Origin of the sequence: Streptomyces sp. NBC_00557 (assembly GCF_036345995.1) — a bacterium.
Taxonomy (GTDB): domain Bacteria; phylum Actinomycetota; class Actinomycetes; order Streptomycetales; family Streptomycetaceae; genus Streptomyces.
This window is the reverse complement of record NZ_CP107796.1, coordinates 5,442,297-5,457,194: the sequence shown is the minus strand read 5'-3', so window position 1 is coordinate 5,457,194 and position 14,898 is coordinate 5,442,297. Positions and strand designations below refer to the sequence as shown.

General features: G+C 71.2%; 12 protein-coding genes and 2 tRNA genes. 3 read left to right on the top strand and 11 right to left on the bottom strand.

Annotated features, from left to right (window positions below; genetic code table 11):
* Positions 1–5: 5 nt before the first annotated feature.
* From OG956_RS23820 to leuS, 3 genes are all read right to left on the bottom strand, one after another.
* Positions 6–851, bottom strand: a complete 846-nt coding sequence (locus tag OG956_RS23820) for a DegV family protein (RefSeq protein ID WP_330340014.1) — start codon at positions 849–851, stop codon at positions 6–8.
* A 69-nt stretch (positions 852–920) separates the two neighbouring features.
* Positions 921–1,667, bottom strand: coding sequence for a hypothetical protein (locus tag OG956_RS23815; protein WP_330340013.1), 747 nt, complete (start codon positions 1,665–1,667; stop codon positions 921–923).
* 140 nt (positions 1,668–1,807) lie between these two features.
* Positions 1,808–4,687, bottom strand: a complete 2,880-nt coding sequence (gene leuS, locus OG956_RS23810; RefSeq protein ID WP_330340012.1) for a leucine--tRNA ligase — start codon at positions 4,685–4,687, stop codon at positions 1,808–1,810.
* A gap of 437 nt (positions 4,688–5,124) precedes the next feature.
* Between leuS and OG956_RS23805 the strand changes: the two genes are divergently transcribed.
* Complete coding sequence (locus OG956_RS23805; RefSeq protein WP_330340011.1) at positions 5,125–6,402, top strand: cytochrome b/b6 domain-containing protein; 1,278 nt, start codon at positions 5,125–5,127, stop codon at positions 6,400–6,402.
* Positions 6,399–8,009 (top strand): NADH-ubiquinone oxidoreductase-F iron-sulfur binding region domain-containing protein, encoded by a 1,611-nt coding sequence (locus OG956_RS23800; protein WP_330340010.1) that lies wholly within the window; start codon positions 6,399–6,401, stop codon positions 8,007–8,009. The genes OG956_RS23805 and OG956_RS23800 overlap by 4 nt, the downstream gene beginning before the upstream one ends.
* 135 nt (positions 8,010–8,144) lie before the next feature.
* Here OG956_RS23800 and OG956_RS23795 read toward each other — a convergent pair.
* The 4 genes from OG956_RS23795 to OG956_RS23780 form a co-directional block, all read right to left on the bottom strand.
* Positions 8,145–8,217: transfer RNA gene (locus OG956_RS23795), tRNA-Ala, on the bottom strand.
* A 290-nt stretch (positions 8,218–8,507) separates the two neighbouring features.
* Positions 8,508–8,741 carry a hypothetical protein gene (locus tag OG956_RS23790; protein WP_006136074.1) on the bottom strand — a complete coding sequence of 78 codons (234 nt, stop codon included), beginning with the start codon at positions 8,739–8,741 and terminating at the stop codon, positions 8,508–8,510.
* Positions 8,742–8,744: 3 nt separating this feature from the next.
* A complete protein-coding gene (locus OG956_RS23785; protein ID WP_330340009.1) occupies positions 8,745–8,918 on the bottom strand; it encodes a hypothetical protein in 174 nt (57 codons plus the stop codon).
* A 69-nt stretch (positions 8,919–8,987) separates the two neighbouring features.
* Complete coding sequence (locus OG956_RS23780; RefSeq protein ID WP_330342932.1) at positions 8,988–10,352, bottom strand: MFS transporter; 1,365 nt, start codon at positions 10,350–10,352, stop codon at positions 8,988–8,990.
* Between the two features lie 371 nt (positions 10,353–10,723).
* On the opposite strand from OG956_RS23780, the gene OG956_RS23775 reads away from it, so the two are divergent.
* Positions 10,724–11,686 carry a helix-turn-helix transcriptional regulator gene (locus tag OG956_RS23775; RefSeq protein WP_443065692.1) on the top strand — a complete coding sequence of 321 codons (963 nt, stop codon included), beginning with the start codon at positions 10,724–10,726 and terminating at the stop codon, positions 11,684–11,686.
* A 77-nt stretch (positions 11,687–11,763) separates the two neighbouring features.
* Here the strand turns inward: OG956_RS23775 and OG956_RS23770 are convergent.
* The 4 genes from OG956_RS23770 to OG956_RS23755 all read right to left on the bottom strand — a co-directional run bounded on the left by OG956_RS23770 (position 11,764) and on the right by OG956_RS23755 (position 14,885).
* Positions 11,764–11,836: transfer RNA gene (locus tag OG956_RS23770), tRNA-Ala, on the bottom strand.
* Positions 11,837–11,952: 116 nt separating this feature from the next.
* A complete protein-coding gene (locus OG956_RS23765) occupies positions 11,953–12,621 on the bottom strand; it encodes a histidine phosphatase family protein (RefSeq protein ID WP_330340007.1) in 669 nt (222 codons plus the stop codon).
* Positions 12,621–13,064: a ribosome silencing factor gene (gene rsfS / locus OG956_RS23760; RefSeq protein ID WP_330340006.1), complete on the bottom strand. Its 444-nt coding sequence runs from the start codon at positions 13,062–13,064 to the stop codon at positions 12,621–12,623. Before rsfS ends, OG956_RS23765 begins: the two co-directional genes overlap by 1 nt.
* Positions 13,065–13,166: 102 nt before the next feature.
* Positions 13,167–14,885: an LCP family protein gene (locus OG956_RS23755; protein ID WP_330340005.1), complete on the bottom strand. Its 1,719-nt coding sequence runs from the start codon at positions 14,883–14,885 to the stop codon at positions 13,167–13,169.
* Positions 14,886–14,898: the final 13 nt, after the last annotated feature.

Sequence of the window (14,898 nt, the reverse complement as noted above, 5' to 3'; positions counted from 1 at the left end):
AAGGGTCAGCGGGGTGAGATCACCGCGCCGAGCAGCCCGGGACCGGTGTGCGCGCCGATCACCGCCCCGATCTCGCTGACGTGGAGTTCGGCCAGGCCCGGCACCCGTTCGCGCAGCCGGTCGGCGAGCGCGGCGGCACGCTCGGGAGCCGCGAGGTGATGAACGGCGATGTCGACCTCGGCGCCGCGCGCTCGCTCGGCGGCGATCTCCTCCAGGCGGGCGATGGCCTTGGACGCCGTACGGACCTTTTCGAGCAGCTCGATGCGTCCGCCGTCGAGTTGGAGCAGGGGTTTGACGGCGAGCGCGGAACCGAGCAGGGCCTGTGCGGCGCCGATGCGGCCGCCGCGGCGCAGGTAGTCGAGGGTGTCGACGTAGAAGTAGGCGGACGTGCCCGCCGCCCGCTTCTCGGCGGCCGTGACGGCCTCGTCCACCGTGCCGCCGGCTTCCGCGGCCTCGGCCGCAGCGACCGCGCAGAAGCCGAGGGCCATCGCGACCATCCCGGTGTCCACCACGCGTACCGGCACCGGGGCCTCGCGCGCCGCGAGGACGGCCGCGTCGTAGGTGCCGGAGAGCTCGGCGGACAGGTGCAGGGAGACGATCCCGTCGGCGCCGGACTCGGCGACTCTGCGGTAGGTTTCCGCGAACACCTCGGGGCTCGGCCGCGAGGTGGTGACGGGACGCCGCTTCTGCAGTGCCTGGGCCAGGGAGCGGGTGGAGATCTCGGTGCCCTCTTCGAGTGCCTGGTCGCCGAGGACCACGGTCAGGGGCACCGCTGTGATGCCGTGGCGCTCCATCGTCCGTGGCGGCAGGTAGGCCGTTGAATCGGTGACGATCGCGACATGGCGGGACATGAGCTGGAGGTTACCTGCCGTAGTGCGCGCGCGGCAGCCCAGCCCCCATGGTGGCCCGGGGCGTCGGGCTCAGGTGGTGCTCTCGGGGCGCGGTTTCTTCTGCCAGGGGTGGACGAGACGCGGTGACGGCGGGGTGATCGCCTGGCGGGCCTGCTCCTCGGCCGGGCGGGACGGACGGGACTGGGCACGCTGCGCCGCCGGGCCGTGGTCAGGCGAGGCGGCGGACGCGGTGGAGGTGTCGGACCGCTGTCCCGGTGCCGCCGCGGGACCGGCCGGGGTCCAGTGGCGCAGGGCGTCGGCCTCGATGTCGATCTGGTCGCTGAGCGCGCCCAGATCGTCCTCAACGAAGCGGCGGGACCGGTCGCGGACCGCCCAGCGCAGCGAGTCCGCGGACTTGGTGATGCGCTCGGTGCGGCTGCGCAGCTCGGGCAGCCGTGCGGTGAGTTCGGCCCGGTCCGGCTCCGACTCCAGGCGCCTGAGATCGGCGTCCAGCTCGTGTCCGTGCGCGCTGAGCCGCTGGAAGAGGCCGAGGGACTCCCTCAGCGACTCGTCCTCGGCCACGCCCGCGTGCAGCGCCTCCTGGGTGGCGCGCATGGAGGTGCGCAGCGCGAGCCGCAGCTGCGCGATCTCGGCGGCGGGGCCGGCCTGGATGAAGGACCTGGCGCGCAGGGTGTGGTCCTCGACCGTGCGGCGGGCCTGCTCGATCGTCCGGTCCACGCCGCGCTTCGCGGCGCCGACCGCCTTGACCGTGGCGTACACGCCCAGGCCGATGAAGAGCAGGAAGAGCAGGGCGAACACGGCGATCACTGCTTCCACGACGCTCCTCCTCCGGCTGGGCGGCACTCGCCGCCCGCGCTTTCCACGGTAAACGCAGCGGGCAGGTCCGGGGTTCCAGAAAAACCCCGAACCTGCCCGTAGGGGACTACCCCGAGAGGCCGGCCGTCGCTCTCCGGGGGTTAAGCGGGAACGATGTTGACCAGCTTCGGCGCGCGGACGATCACCTTGCGGATGCCCGCGCCGTCCAGCGCCGCGACGACCTTCTCGTCGGCCAGGGCCACCTTCTCCAGCTCCTCCTCGGAGATGCCCGGCGGCACCTCCAGGCGGGCCTTGACCTTGCCCTTGATCTGCACGACGCAGGTCACGGTCTCGTCCACGACGTAGTCCGGGTCGGCGACCGGGAAGTCCTGGTGGACGACCGAGTCGGTGTGGCCCAGCTTGCGCCACAGCTCCTCGGCGATGTGCGGGGCCAGCGGGGCGACCATCAGCACCAGCGGCTCGGCGACCGAGCGCGGCACCGCCGTACCCGCCTTGGTCAGGTGGTTGTTCAGCTCGGTCACCTTGGCGATGGCGGTGTTGAAGCGCAGGCCCTCCAGGTCCTGGCGGACGCCGTCGATCGCCTTGTGCAGGGCGCGCAGGGTGTCCTCGTCGGGCTCGGCGTCGGTGACGGTGACCTCGCCGGTCGTCTCGTCGACGATGTTGCGCCACAGCCGCTGCAGCAGCCGGAACTGGCCGACCACCGCGCGCGTGTCCCACGGCCGGGAGACGTCCAGCGGGCCCATGGCCATCTCGTACAGGCGCAGGGTGTCGGCGCCGTACTCGGCGCAGATCTCGTCCGGCGTCACCGCGTTCTTCAGGGACTTGCCCATCTTGCCCAGCAGCCGGGTGACCTTCTCGCCCTGGTAGTAGTAGGCGCCGTCGCGCTCCTCCACCTCGGCGGCCGGCACCGCGATGCCGCGGCTGTCGCGGTAGACGTAGGCCTGGATCATGCCCTGGTTGAACAGCTTGTGGAACGGCTCGGCCGACGACACGTGGCCCAGGTCGTACAGGACCTTGGACCAGAAGCGCGCGTACAGCAGGTGCAGCACGGCGTGCTCGGCGCCGCCGACGTACAGGTCGACGCCGCCGTGCGGCTGACCCTCGCGCGGGCCCATCCAGTACTGCTCGATCTCCGGGTCGACCAGCCGCTGGTCGTTGTGCGGGTCCAGGTAGCGCAGTTCGTACCAGCAGGAACCCGCCCAGTTGGGCATGGTGTTGGTCTCGCGGCGGTACTTCTTCGGCCCGTCGCCCAGGTCCAGGGTGACGTTGACCCACTCCTCGTTGCGTGACAGCGGGGTCTCGGGCTGGGTGTCGGCGTCGTCCGGGTCGAAGGTGCGCGGGCTGTAGTCCTCGACCTCGGGCAGCTCCAGCGGCAGCATGGACTCCGGCAGGGCGTGGGCGACGCCGTCCTCGTCGTAGACGATCGGGAAGGGCTCGCCCCAGTAGCGCTGGCGGCTGAACAGCCAGTCCCGCAGGCGGAAGTTGACGGTGCCCTCGCCGATGCCCTTGCTCTGCAGCCACTCGGTGATGCGGGCCTTGGCCTCGACGACGCCCAGGCCGTCCAGGGAGACCTCGTCGCTCGCCGAGTTGACCAGCTTCGCCTCGTACGAGACGAACGCGTCGTCCCACGTGGAGGTGTCGGTGCCGCGGCCGTCGGTCGGCTCGACCACGCAGCGGATCGGCAGCTCGAAGGCGCGCGCGAACGCGAAGTCGCGGGTGTCGTGCGCCGGCACGGCCATGATCGCGCCGGTGCCGTAGCCCATCAGGACGTAGTCGGCGATGAAGACCGGGATCTTCTCGCCGTTGACCGGGTTGGTCGCGAACGCACCGGTGAAGACGCCGGTCTTGTCCTTGGCCTCGGCCTGCCGCTCGACGTCGGACTTCGAGGCGGCCTGTGCGCGGTAGGCGGCGACGGCCTCGGCGGGCGTGGCGTGGCCGCCGGTCCACACCTCGTGGGTGCCCTCGGGCCAGGCTCCGGGGGTGAACTTCTCGACCAGCGGGTGCTCGGGCGCCAGCACCATGTAGGTCGCGCCGAACAGGGTGTCCTGGCGGGTGGTGAAGATCGTGATGTGCTCGCCGTCGATCGGGAAGTCGACGCGGGCGCCCTCGCTGCGGCCGATCCAGTTGCGCTGCTGCAGCTTGATGGCCTCGGGCCAGTCCAGCTCCTCCAGGTCCTCCAGCAGCCGGTCGGCGTAGGCGGTGATGCGCATGTTCCACTGGCGCAGCTTGGCCTTGAAGACCGGGAAGTTGCCGCGCTCGGAGCGGCCGTCGGCGGTGACCTCCTCGTTGGCCAGGACGGTGCCCAGACCCGGGCACCAGTTGACCGGCGCGTCGGAGGCGTAGGCCAGGCGGTACTCGCCCAGGACGTCGGCGCGCTCGCGGGCGCTCAGCTCGCTCCACGCGCGCGTGGTGCCCGGAACCGGGCGCTCACCGGACTCGAACTGGGCGATCAGCTCGGAGATCGGGCGGGCCTTCCTCGCCTCGTCGTCGTACCAGGAGTTGAAGATCTGCAGGAAGATCCACTGGGTCCACTTGTAGTAGTCCGGGTCGATCGTGGCGAAGGACCGGCGCTTGTCGTGGCCCAGGCCCAGCCGGCGCAGCTGGGCCTTCATGTTCTCGATGTTGGCCTCGGTGGACACGCGCGGGTGCGTGCCGGTCTGCACGGCGTACTGCTCGGCGGGCAGGCCGAAGGCGTCGAAGCCCAGGGTGTGCAGGACGTTGTGGCCGGTCATGCGCTGGAACCGGGCGTAGACGTCGGTGGCGATGTAGCCCAGCGGGTGGCCGACGTGCAGGCCCGCACCGGAGGGGTACGGGAACATGTCCATGATGAACTTCTTGGGCTTGGCGACCAGCTCGGAGTCGCCCGCCAGGTCGCCCTTGGGGTTGGGCGCGGCGTAGGTGCCGTCGGCGTCCCAGAAGTCCTGCCAGCGTGCCTCGATCTCGGCTGCCATGGCGGCCGTGTAGCGGTGCGGCGCGGCCTCCGCCGACGTGGCGGCGGCAGCGGGGTTCGTCTCGCTCATGATCCTCAAAGCTCCATCGATCGTCTCTGCCTGCGGCTGTGACATTCAAAGAAACGAAAAAACCCCTCACACAGGAGGGGACGCCGCGCCGATGCCGACCTCACGGTGCGACCGGGGTCGGTACTGATCAGCGCGGCCCGCTAAGCAGAAGGCGTACGGCACGCATGGCGTTAGGGTACCGCAGGCCCTGAGCGAGCGGCGACGGCCTTGAGCAAGCCGGGACGCGCTTGCGTATCCCTTGTGGACATGCCAGGACCTACGGGGGAGCTGAACCAAGGTCAACGATTACTTCGCGTACCGCCCGCTAAGGGACATCGCTCCAGCCACATTGTCCGTTGATAACAACGCAATAACTCAAACCCTCGTACTGATCGGTATGCAGCCACTTAGAGTTCGGCAGCGGGACCGCTTTCCCGAAACTGCTCGGAGTTGCCCCCATGAACCCTCGTCGTAGTACCAGCTCCCTCCCCAAACCGGGCCGGTCGGCCTATGGGGTGGCGTCCGCTGTCGTCCTGCTGCTCATACCCGTGGTCGTGCTGGTCGGAGGCAACCAGTTCCGCGACTTCCTGAACTTCGGCGCGGGCGTGTTGTCCCTGGTCTCGCTCAGCTGCTCGGTGATCTGGGGACTGTTCGCACAGGACCGGATCTTCCTGAACACCCGGCAGCGGATCGTCGGCCAGGCGGTGCACCGGACCACCGCGGTCGCCTCGATCGCGTTCCTCCTGCTGCACATCACCACGAAGATCGCGATGGGCCACACACAGCTGATCGCCGCGATCATCCCCTTCTCGCTCGGCGTCACCGGAATCGGCGGCCTGATCGGCCTGGGCTCGCTCGCGGGCCTGCTGATGATCTTCGTGGGCATCACCGGAGCCCTGCGCAGCAACTTCGCCGCCCCGGCCCCCGTCGCCGCCCGCTGGCGCGCCATGCACATGCTCGCCTACCCCGCCTGGTGCGCGGCGCTCGTCCACGGCCTGTACGCGGGGCGCTCGGCCAAACCGATCTTCGTTATCCTCTACAGCCTGTCGCTGCTGGCCGTGATGGCCGCCCTCGCCCTGCGCGCCGCTCCGCGCCCGGTCAAGCGCAAGGTCGCCGACCGGCTGGTGGCGCTGTTCGGCAGCTCGGAGCGGCCGGGGATCGACGACCTGGACGCGAGCCGGTCCAGGGCGGCCGAGCCGGCGCCGACGGGCTTCGAGGGCCGGCGTGGGCCCAGGACGGCGGCCGCCCCCTCCGCGCCGCTGTACCAGTCCCCCGTCGCCCCCGCCGCGGAACCCGCGTCGGGCTTCGCGGCCGCCTACCGCGCCGTCTCCACGCCGGGCCGCTCCCGGCAGTCGTACGCGGCCGGCCAGACCGCCCGCATGGACCTGCCGATGGACCTGCAGGCCACGGAGGCCGTCCCGCGCGTGGACGGCCAGTCCAGCACCTCGGGGAGCTGGCCGATCCCGTCCCCGCCCCCGGTCGGCGAGGCCCCGCCGTCCGCGTACGACCCGCTCCAGGACACCGGACAGACCATCCCCGTCTACGGCAATCCAGGCACTGCCGGCTACGGCGGCAGTGACATGTACGACACCGGTGAGACAAACGGCCTCTATGGCGCGTACAACGCCAGTGACCCGTACAACAGCGGTCCCGCGACCGAAACGCTGCCTGGCGCGTCCTTCGACACACCGGGCTCGGGCGAATCCTGGAACACGCCGTCCGGAGGCTTTAAGTGAACGAGGCCCTGCCCGACGTCCCCGAAGTCCGCGTGGTCGGTCTTCCGCAGCTCACGTCGGGCTTCGACCTTGTGGAGCGACTCGACCTGCCCATGCACCTGAAGGTGCACGGGCCGCTCGACCCGCTGGGCGGCGAACAGCTCGCCCAGCTCGCCGAGAGCATCAACCTCAAGGGCCGCGGCGGCGCGGGCTTCCCGTTCCACAAGAAGCTGCGCTCGGTCGCCGAGTCGGCGATCAAACGCGGTGTGCGGCCGGTCGTCGTGGTCAACGGCAGCGAGGACGAACCGGCCTGCCGCAAGGACACGGTGCTGATCAACCGCGCCCCGCACCTGATCCTGGACGGCGCGCTGCTGTGCGCCGAGGCGCTCGGCGCGCGAACGCTCGTGATCGGTGTCACACGCGAGTCGACGCAGCGCTCCATGGAGGCCGCGCTCGCCGAACGCGGGCTGAGCAACAGCCGTAGATCCGCGCTACGCGCGTGGGTGCAGCGCAATCCGGTGCGCATGGTCACCGGCGCCGCGGCCTCACTGATCCGCTCGATCGACGGCGGCCCGGCGATCCCGCCCGGCCGCAAGATCAGCGCCTCGCAGAGCGGCGTCGGCGGCGCGCCCACACTGCTGTCCAACGCGGAGACGTTCGCGCAGCTGGCCATCGCCGCCCGCATCGGCCCCGAGCGCTACGGCAACACCGGCCTGTACGACGAGCCGGGCACCGTGATGCTCACGGTGTCCGGCGCGGTGGCCCGCCCCATGGTGATCGAGGCCCCCACGGGCGTGCCGCTGCGCTACGTACTGCAGCTGGCGGGCGCCCCGCCGGTGCCGCAGGGCGTGCTGACCGGCGGCTACCACGGCAAGTGGATCGACGCCGCGACCGTCAACGAGGCGATCGTCTCCCGCAACTCGCTGGACGCGGTGGGCGGTTCGCTGGGTGCGGGCGCGATCCTGCCGATCAGCCAGGAAACCTGCCCGCTGGGCGAGTCGCTGCGGGTGGCGCAGTGGCTGGCCGAGGAGAGCGCCGGCCAGTGCGGCCCCTGCTACCTGGGGCTGCCGGCCGCCGCGCGCGGCATGGAGGACATCCTCAACGGCGGCGGCCCGGCCGCTCTGGAGGCGCTGAAGCAGGTCGCGAAGAACGTCAAGCGCCGTGGCGCCTGTTCGCATCCGGACGGCTCGGCGATGTTCCTGGAGTCGACCATCAAGGCGTTCACCGACGACCTCGCCGCCCATGTCCTCGGAAACGGCTGCGGACGGCCCGTGGAGGGCGTTCTGCCGCTCTTCGAGGGCGGCAGGGCCCCCACGGGCATCCCGGGCGGCGGAGAGCCCGAGGAGACCGGCGCCAGCCGCCAGAAGATCTACGTCGACTGGACGCTGTGCCGGGGCCACGGGCTGTGCGCCGACATCCTGCCGGAGGTGTTCGAACTGGGCGCCGACGGTTTCCCGACCGTCGCCCAGGCGCAGGTGCCGCGCTACGCGGAGGCGAAGGCGCTGCGCGCGGTGCGCCGCTGCCCTGCGCTCGCCCTGCGCATCGAGGAGGACACGCGCGGGCAGGCGCCGTCCCGCAACCTGCCGGTCGTCTCGCAGGGCCGGGGCCGGCGCGCCCTCGGCCGCTGACCACACGAAGGGGGCGGGGCGCCCGGCTCGGGTGCCCCGCCCCCTTCGCATGACTGTGCCCTGCTCGCTCAACTGCGCCCTGCGCAACATGCCGAAGGCGGACCATCCGTGAGGATGATCCGCCTTCGACTTCTGTGGAGCTAAGGAGAATTGAACTCCTGACCTCTTGCATGCCATGCAAGCGCTCTACCAACTGAGCTATAGCCCCTTGTTCTCTTGTTTCGCCCGGTTCCCCCGGCGACGACGTAAACATTACAGGCCCTGCGGCGCAGCGCCAAATCGGTTTCCACCCCACCTCGATACATACATAAATGTCCGTTTTGAGGGTCAAACGTGGTGACTACGCGCGCGTGGCCGCCGCCTGGAGCGGTCGGCGCACCGGCCGGTGGCACTGGCGCTGGCGGGGAGTGCGGCACGCAAGCGGGCGCCCCGAAGTCCGTCGGGGCGCCCTGGAATTGCTCTGTCGTCGCTCGGCGCGGCAGTCGGCAGCGCGCGGCGTCAAGCCGTCACGAAGGAGTAGAAGCGCTTGAGGGTGCAGTGTTCCTCGAGAAGGCGGCCGTAGATGGGCTCGCCCTCCAATTCCCGGTACGTCTCGATCGGGTCGCCTTTTATGATCAGCGCCCGCGCGCATTCCTCGCACCAGTACTGGTAGTCGGGATTGATCGGCTCCATGTCACGGACGATCGGCGTACCGCTCCCACACCAGTCGCACTTTCGCCTGTGTGCACCCATCGATCAGCTCCAGCTGTGGCCGCAGGCCGTGCACACGTAGGAGATTCCGCCGTTGTCGCCGAGGACTTGGGCGACGTGCGCGGAACCGCAGGAAGGGCAGCTCAGCCGGGTGGTCGTGTCCTGTATCAACGCCGCACCGAGGAGGTGGCCGACCTCCTCAAGGATGCTCGCAGGCATCGCTACTCCCTCCCGTCGGGCCGCGCCCCCTTCCGGCCGTTTGATTCTGCCACGGCCGGAGCAATACGGTCAGCGACGCCTCAGTACCAGTCCGGACACGGCACCCGCCGCTGCCGCGGCGGCCAGCGCCCAGGCACACACCGAGAACGCCTCCGCAGAGGTATACGAGCGCAGAACCGCGACTGACTCAAGCCGGTTCAGGAACAGTGTGCCGAAAGACGCCACGCCGATCAGCTGACCGAGCTGGGTCACCGTCGCCAGCAGGCCGCTCGCGTCCGCCGCGTCCTCGGGCCGCACGGTGGCGAGCGCGCCGGTGAGCGTCGGGCTGAAGGCGAGCGCGAGCCCGGCGCCCAGGCCCGTGTATCCGGCGTACAGCAGCGCTCCCCCGTCGCCGCCCCCGTGGAAGGCCAGCCCCACGACGGCCACGGACACTGCGGTCAGCACGAACCCGGCCGTCGTCAGCGCCCGCTGGAGCCCGGCGGGCCACCTCCGCCAGGTCAGGCTGACGGCGGCGAACACCGCGGCGGTGGGGCCGAAGCTCAGGCCCGCCCGCAGCGCGCTGTAGCCGAGGCCGCCCTGGACGTGCAGGGTCAGCGCGAAGAGGAAGCCCGCGTTGACCGACATCACGGTGAGGACGCGGAACACGGCGAGGCCGATCCCGGGGTGGCGCAGCACCCGCGGCGCGATCAGCGGGGCGCCGCCGTGCCGGGCCAGCCGGGTCTCGTACCCGCAGAACAGCGCGAACAGCACCGCCGCGCCCGCCAGCGACAGCCAGGACCACAGCGGCCAGTCCTCCTCCTGCCCGAGCACCAGCGGCACGGTCAGCAACGACACGGCGGCGCCCAGCAGCACCAGCCCGGGAAGGTCCAGCGCACGCGTCCGCTCGCTCCGGCTCGCGCCGCCCAGCGGCAGGACCCGGCGGCCCAGGACGAGCAGCAGCGCGCCCACCGGCACGTTGACCAGGAACACCGGCCGCCAGCCGGTGCCGAACAGATCGGCGCTGACCAGCACGCCACCCACGATCTGCCCGGCCGCTGCGCCGACCGCCAGGACGGCCGAATAGGCGCCGAGCGCCCGGGCCCGGGCCTCGCCGGCGAAGGTGCGCTGGATCAGGCTGAGCACCTGCGGGATGGCCAGGGCCGCGCCGGCGCCCTGCACCAGCCGGAAGACGATCAGCTCGGTCGCCCCCTGCGCCAGGCCGCAGGCCAGCGAGGCCGCGGTGAACAGGGCGACGCCGGTGAGGTGGACCCTGCCATGCCCGAGCCGGTCGCCGAGCCGTGCGCCGGTGATGAGCAGCACCGAGTACGAGATGGTGTAGCCGGCGATGACCAGTTGCAGGTCGGCGCCGGAGGCCTGGAGTTCGGAACCGATGGTGGGCGCCGCGACGTTCACGATGAAGACGTCGAGGGCCGCCATGAACAGGGCGGCGAGCAGGACCGCGAGCAGCAGCCGGGGCCGGTTGTCAGTGGCGGGTGCTTCACTGTGGGTGATGGAGGATGCCGGACCGCGACCGGCCGAGGGGTCACTGTCAGTGGCGGATGCTTCACTGGTCGCAGAGGTCGCAAGAGGCCCGGCGTCCGGCCCGGTTCGGGATGTCGTCGTCATGGCGTCGAGCGTGACGACGGTCCGGTACCGGTGCCGAGAGCCCGGCGATGCTGGTACTGCCAGCACCTGGCAGAGCCGGATCCGGGTGCCGACCATGAAGACGGGGACGACGGGGCACGGACGGGGGATCGACGATGACGACGAACGCGCCGAGCGGTGCGAGCACTGCGGGCACGGCAAGCACGGCAAGTACGCCCGAGATGACGCGCGCCGCGCGGGCGACGAAGACGACGCACGCGGCCGGCACGGCACGCACCGCGCCGACGGCGCGACCGCCGGGCCCGCAGCGGCGACGGCACGAGCTGGCCGCCTTCCTGCGCAGCAGGCGGGCGCGGGTGACGCCCGCCGACGTGGGAATGCCGCCGGGTCTGCGCCGGCGCACACCCGGGTTGCGGCGGGAGGAGGTCGCGCAGCTGTCCGGTGTGGGCGTGACCTGGTACACGTGGCTGGAGCAGGGCCGGCCGATCAACGCCTCACCGCAGGTGCTGGACGCGGTGGCCCGCACGCTGCGGCTGGACGCTCCGGAGCGGGAGCATCTGTACCGGCTGGCGGAGGTGCCGTTCGAGGCGGCGCCGGACGCCCTGCCACGGCGGGTCGCCCCACAGGTGCAGGGCATCATCGACGCCCTGGATCCCCTGCTCGCGGTGGTCTACAACGCGCGCTACGACGTCCTGGCCGCCAACGCCGCCTACCGGGACCTGTTCGCGGTGCCGCAGGCCCTCGGGCTCGGCCTGCCGAACGTGCTGTGGACGCTGTTCACGGTGTCGGAGGACGCCTGCCCCGTCGTGGGGCGGGAGCGGGAACTGCCCCTGATGGTGGCGACGCTGCGGTCGGCTTACGGCAGACACGTGGGCGAGCCGGCCTGGGAGGACTTCATACGCGCGCTGTCCGCGGCGAGCCCCCGGTTCGCGGAGCTGTGGGCGAGCGGTCAGGTGGTGCTTCCGGGGCCCCGGGTGAAGACCTTCCGGCACGAGGCGGTGGGCGAGCTGCGGATGACCTCGCAGTCACTGTCCATCGACGGCATGCCCGAGTGCCGGATCGTCGTCTACACCCCCGACGACGAGGACACCCGCGAGAAAGTCGGGCTGCTGCGGACCCGACGGATGCGGCTGTGGCCGCCGGAGCCTGACGACGAGGGCACGGAGGGCCTCATCCGCGGCTGAACGCAGAAAATCCCGCCCCCTGATGGGGACGGGACCTTCATCACCGATCCTTGACAACTCAACAGAGTGTCGATCAGTGGAGCTAAGGAGAATTGAACTCCTGACCTCCTGCATGCCATGCAGGCGCTCTACCAACTGAGCTATAGCCCCTTGCCACGCAGCCGGGCCGCATGGTGTTCGGCTCCCGCTCGGCGGGGCGAACAAGAAGAACTTTAGCCTGTGACCTGCCAGAAAGTGAAATCCGGTGTCCCGGGGGTGTCCCGGGCTCAGTCGTCGTCGCCGAGGACGGGCTCCGGGAGGGTGCCGGCGTTGTGCTCCAGCAGGCGCCAGCCGCGGGCGCCCTCACCGAGCACGGACCAGCAGCAGTTGGAGAGGCCGCCGAGACTCTCCCAGTGCCGGGCCTCCAGGCCGAGCAGCCGGCCGATGGTGGTGCGGATGGTGCCGCCGTGGCTGACGACGACGAGGGTGCCGTCCTCCGGAAGCTTCTCGGCGTGCCGCAGGACGACCGGTGCGGCGCGGTCGGCGACCTCGGTCTCCAGTTCGCCGCCGCCGCGTCGGACCGCCTCACCGCGCTTCCAGGCGGCGTACTCCTCGCCGTGGCGGGCGATGATCTCCTCGTGCGTCAGTCCCTGCCAGACGCCCGCGTAGGTCTCGCGCAGGCCCTCGTCGAGGGTGACGTCGAGGCCGGTGAGCGAGGCCAGCTCGGCGGCCGTGTTCGCCGCCCGCTGCAGATCCGAGGAGATGATCGCGTCCGGCCCCAGGGAGGCCAGCAGCCGGGCCGCGCGACGGGCCTGCCCGACGCCGGTCTCGGTGAGCGCCACGTCCGTGCTGCCCTGGAAGCGGCGCTCCACGTTCCAGGCGGTCTGGCCGTGCCGCCACAGGATGATGCGGCGGCCGCGGTTCTTGCGGTCGGTCACCTCGCCGGTGGCGCTCATCACCACTCCCCGCCCGGCTCCTGCTCGGCCTCGGCGGCCTGCATCCTCGCGTGCTCCTCCGCCTTGCCGCGGGTGGCCTTGGCGTCGGCGGGCAGCTCCAGCTCGGGGCAGTCCTTCCACAGCCGCTCCAGGGCGTAGAAGACGCGCTCCTCGCTGTGCTGGACATGGACGACGATGTCGACGTAGTCGAGCAGGATCCAGCGGGACTCGCGGTCGCCCTCGCGCCGCACGGGCTTGGCGCCGAGTTCCTTCAGCAGGCGCTCCTCGATCTCGTCGACGATGGCCCTGACCTGGCGGTCGTTCGGCGCGGAGGCCAGCAGGAAGGCGTCGGTGATCGACAGGACGTCGCTGACGTCGTAGGCGATGACGTCGTGGGCGAGCTTGTCGGCCGCCGCCTGGGCGGCGGTGTTGATGAGCTCAAGGGAACGGTCGGTGGCGGTCACTGCGTAGCTTTCGGTCGGCGGTCACTGAACCTCTCAAGGGTCTCACGGACCGCCGGGCGCACCCCACGTGATTACGGCGGCACGTGGGGTGCGGGGCACCGGTCAGGAACCGGCGGGCCTGTAGTCCCGGCCGAGGACGACCGAGACGTCGGCCCCCGCGGAGACGGTGCCCTTGGCCACGGAGCCGGCGGGCAGGCCGAGGGTCTTGGCGACCTCGGCGGCGTCCGGCTTGTGGGCGGCGTCGGAGTAGACGACCTTCGAGACGGCCTGGGTGCCGGAGGCGCTGCCGCCTTCCAGGAAGGTGAAGCCGCCGTTGAGCAGGACCACGCGTGCCTTCTCCGTGTCGTCCTTCACACCGGTGGCGTTCTGCACGGACACCCGGACCGCGGAGCCGGCGTCGGGGCTCTTGGCGGTGCCGCCGAGGATGTCCTTCACGACGCTGTCGCTGGTCTTCGCGCTCAGGGTGCCGTCGGGCTGCACGGGCAGCAGGGCGGTCTTGTAGGCGCCGCTCTTGGCGAGGTCCGCGAGCTTGGCGAGGAACGTGCCGAGGTCCTTGTCGGTGAGCGGCGGGTCGAGGATCTGAGCGAGGGTCTGCACGGTGGTGGTCGCCGACGCCGGGTCGGAGGACATCTTGCGCAGGACGCCCTGCATGACCTGGCCGAACCGCTCCAGCTGGGCGTTCTGGGACTCGCCGGGGGCGCGGTAGGTGGCGTAGGCGACGGCCATCTTGCCGCTGAGGGTCTGGTCGCTGCCCTTGTGGACGAGCGGCTCGGCGCCCTTCTTCCTGGCGTCCGGGTCGGGCACGTCGGTGTCCGTGTCGATGTCGATGTTGCCGACCAGGTCGACGAGGTTCTGCAGGTAGGGGGTGTCCAGGCGCCAGGTGCCCTGGATGTTGGTGCCCAGGACGGTGTCGAGCTGGTCGCGGGTGCCGGAGGAGCCGTCGTCGTCCACCGACTTGGCGAGGGTCGTGGTGGAGCCGTCGTCGTCGCTCAGGGCGAGGGAGTTCGGCAGCAGCACGGTGCTGCCCTGCTTGGTGGTGGTGTTGTCGACCAGCAGCGCCGTGGAGGTGCCGCCCTTGCCGGTGACGTGCAGGTGGACGACGAGCACGTCACGTTTCTGGGCGCTGACCGGGGTGGCCGCGCCGGGTTTGGAGCCGGAGGAGGACAGGCCGGGCAGCTTTCCGGCGTACCAGAGGTAGCCGACGCCGCCGACGGCGACGAGGGCGAGGACCACCAGGAGGGCGATGATCCGGCTGCGGGCGCGGCGGCGGGCCTCCTCGCGGCGCTCGGTGCGGTTCTCGGTGAACTTCAGCCAGTCGATGACGTCCTCGGAGTCGCCGTCCGGCTCCTCGACGAACGCGAACTGCTCGGTGCGGTAGTCCCGTTCGGCCTCCTGTCCGGGCTCCTCGGAGTGCGCCGGGGAGGCCGGGGCCTCCGCCGGGCCGGCCTGCTGCGGGATGTAGGCGGTCTGCTCGGTGACCCGGGGCTGCTGCCCGCTGCTCGCGGCCTGCCCGTAGGGGTCGTAGCCGGCGGGGTGCTGGGCGCCGGTGCCGTAGGGGTCGTACGGCGCCTGGGAGCCGTAGGGGTCGTAGCCGGGCCTGCCGGTGTCGTAGGAGGGCGTCTGCGGCTGCTGGCCGGTCGCGTACGGGTCGTAGCCGTAGCCCTGCTGCTGGGCGTACGGGTCGTAGGCGGCCTGCTGCGCCTGCGGTCCAGGCTGTGCCGGGACCTGCTGGTACACGGGCCGGCCGTACTCGTCGTAGCCGACGATCTCGTACGGACCGGCGCCGTAGCCTCCGTCGCCCGCGTCGTATCGGTCGTTCACCGGTGCCCCTCTC

Bases quoted from the DNA above. Each gene is read 5' to 3' on its own strand.
- OG956_RS23785 (WP_330340009.1), bottom strand. From the start codon at position 8,918: ATGCCTGCGAGCATCCTTGAGGAGGTCGGCCACCTCCTCGGTGCGGCG.
- OG956_RS23765 (WP_330340007.1), bottom strand. From the start codon at position 12,621: ATGAGCGCCACCGGCGAGGTGACCGACCGCAAGAACCGCGGCCGCCGC.
- OG956_RS23790 (WP_006136074.1), bottom strand. From the start codon at position 8,741: ATGGGTGCACACAGGCGAAAGTGCGACTGGTGTGGGAGCGGTACGCCG.
- leuS (WP_330340012.1), bottom strand. From the start codon at position 4,687: ATGAGCGAGACGAACCCCGCTGCCGCCGCCACGTCGGCGGAGGCCGCG.
- OG956_RS23805 (WP_330340011.1), top strand. From the start codon at position 5,125: ATGAACCCTCGTCGTAGTACCAGCTCCCTCCCCAAACCGGGCCGGTCG.
- OG956_RS23820 (WP_330340014.1), bottom strand. From the start codon at position 851: ATGTCCCGCCATGTCGCGATCGTCACCGATTCAACGGCCTACCTGCCG.
- OG956_RS23775 (WP_443065692.1), top strand. From the start codon at position 10,724: ATGACGCGCGCCGCGCGGGCGACGAAGACGACGCACGCGGCCGGCACG.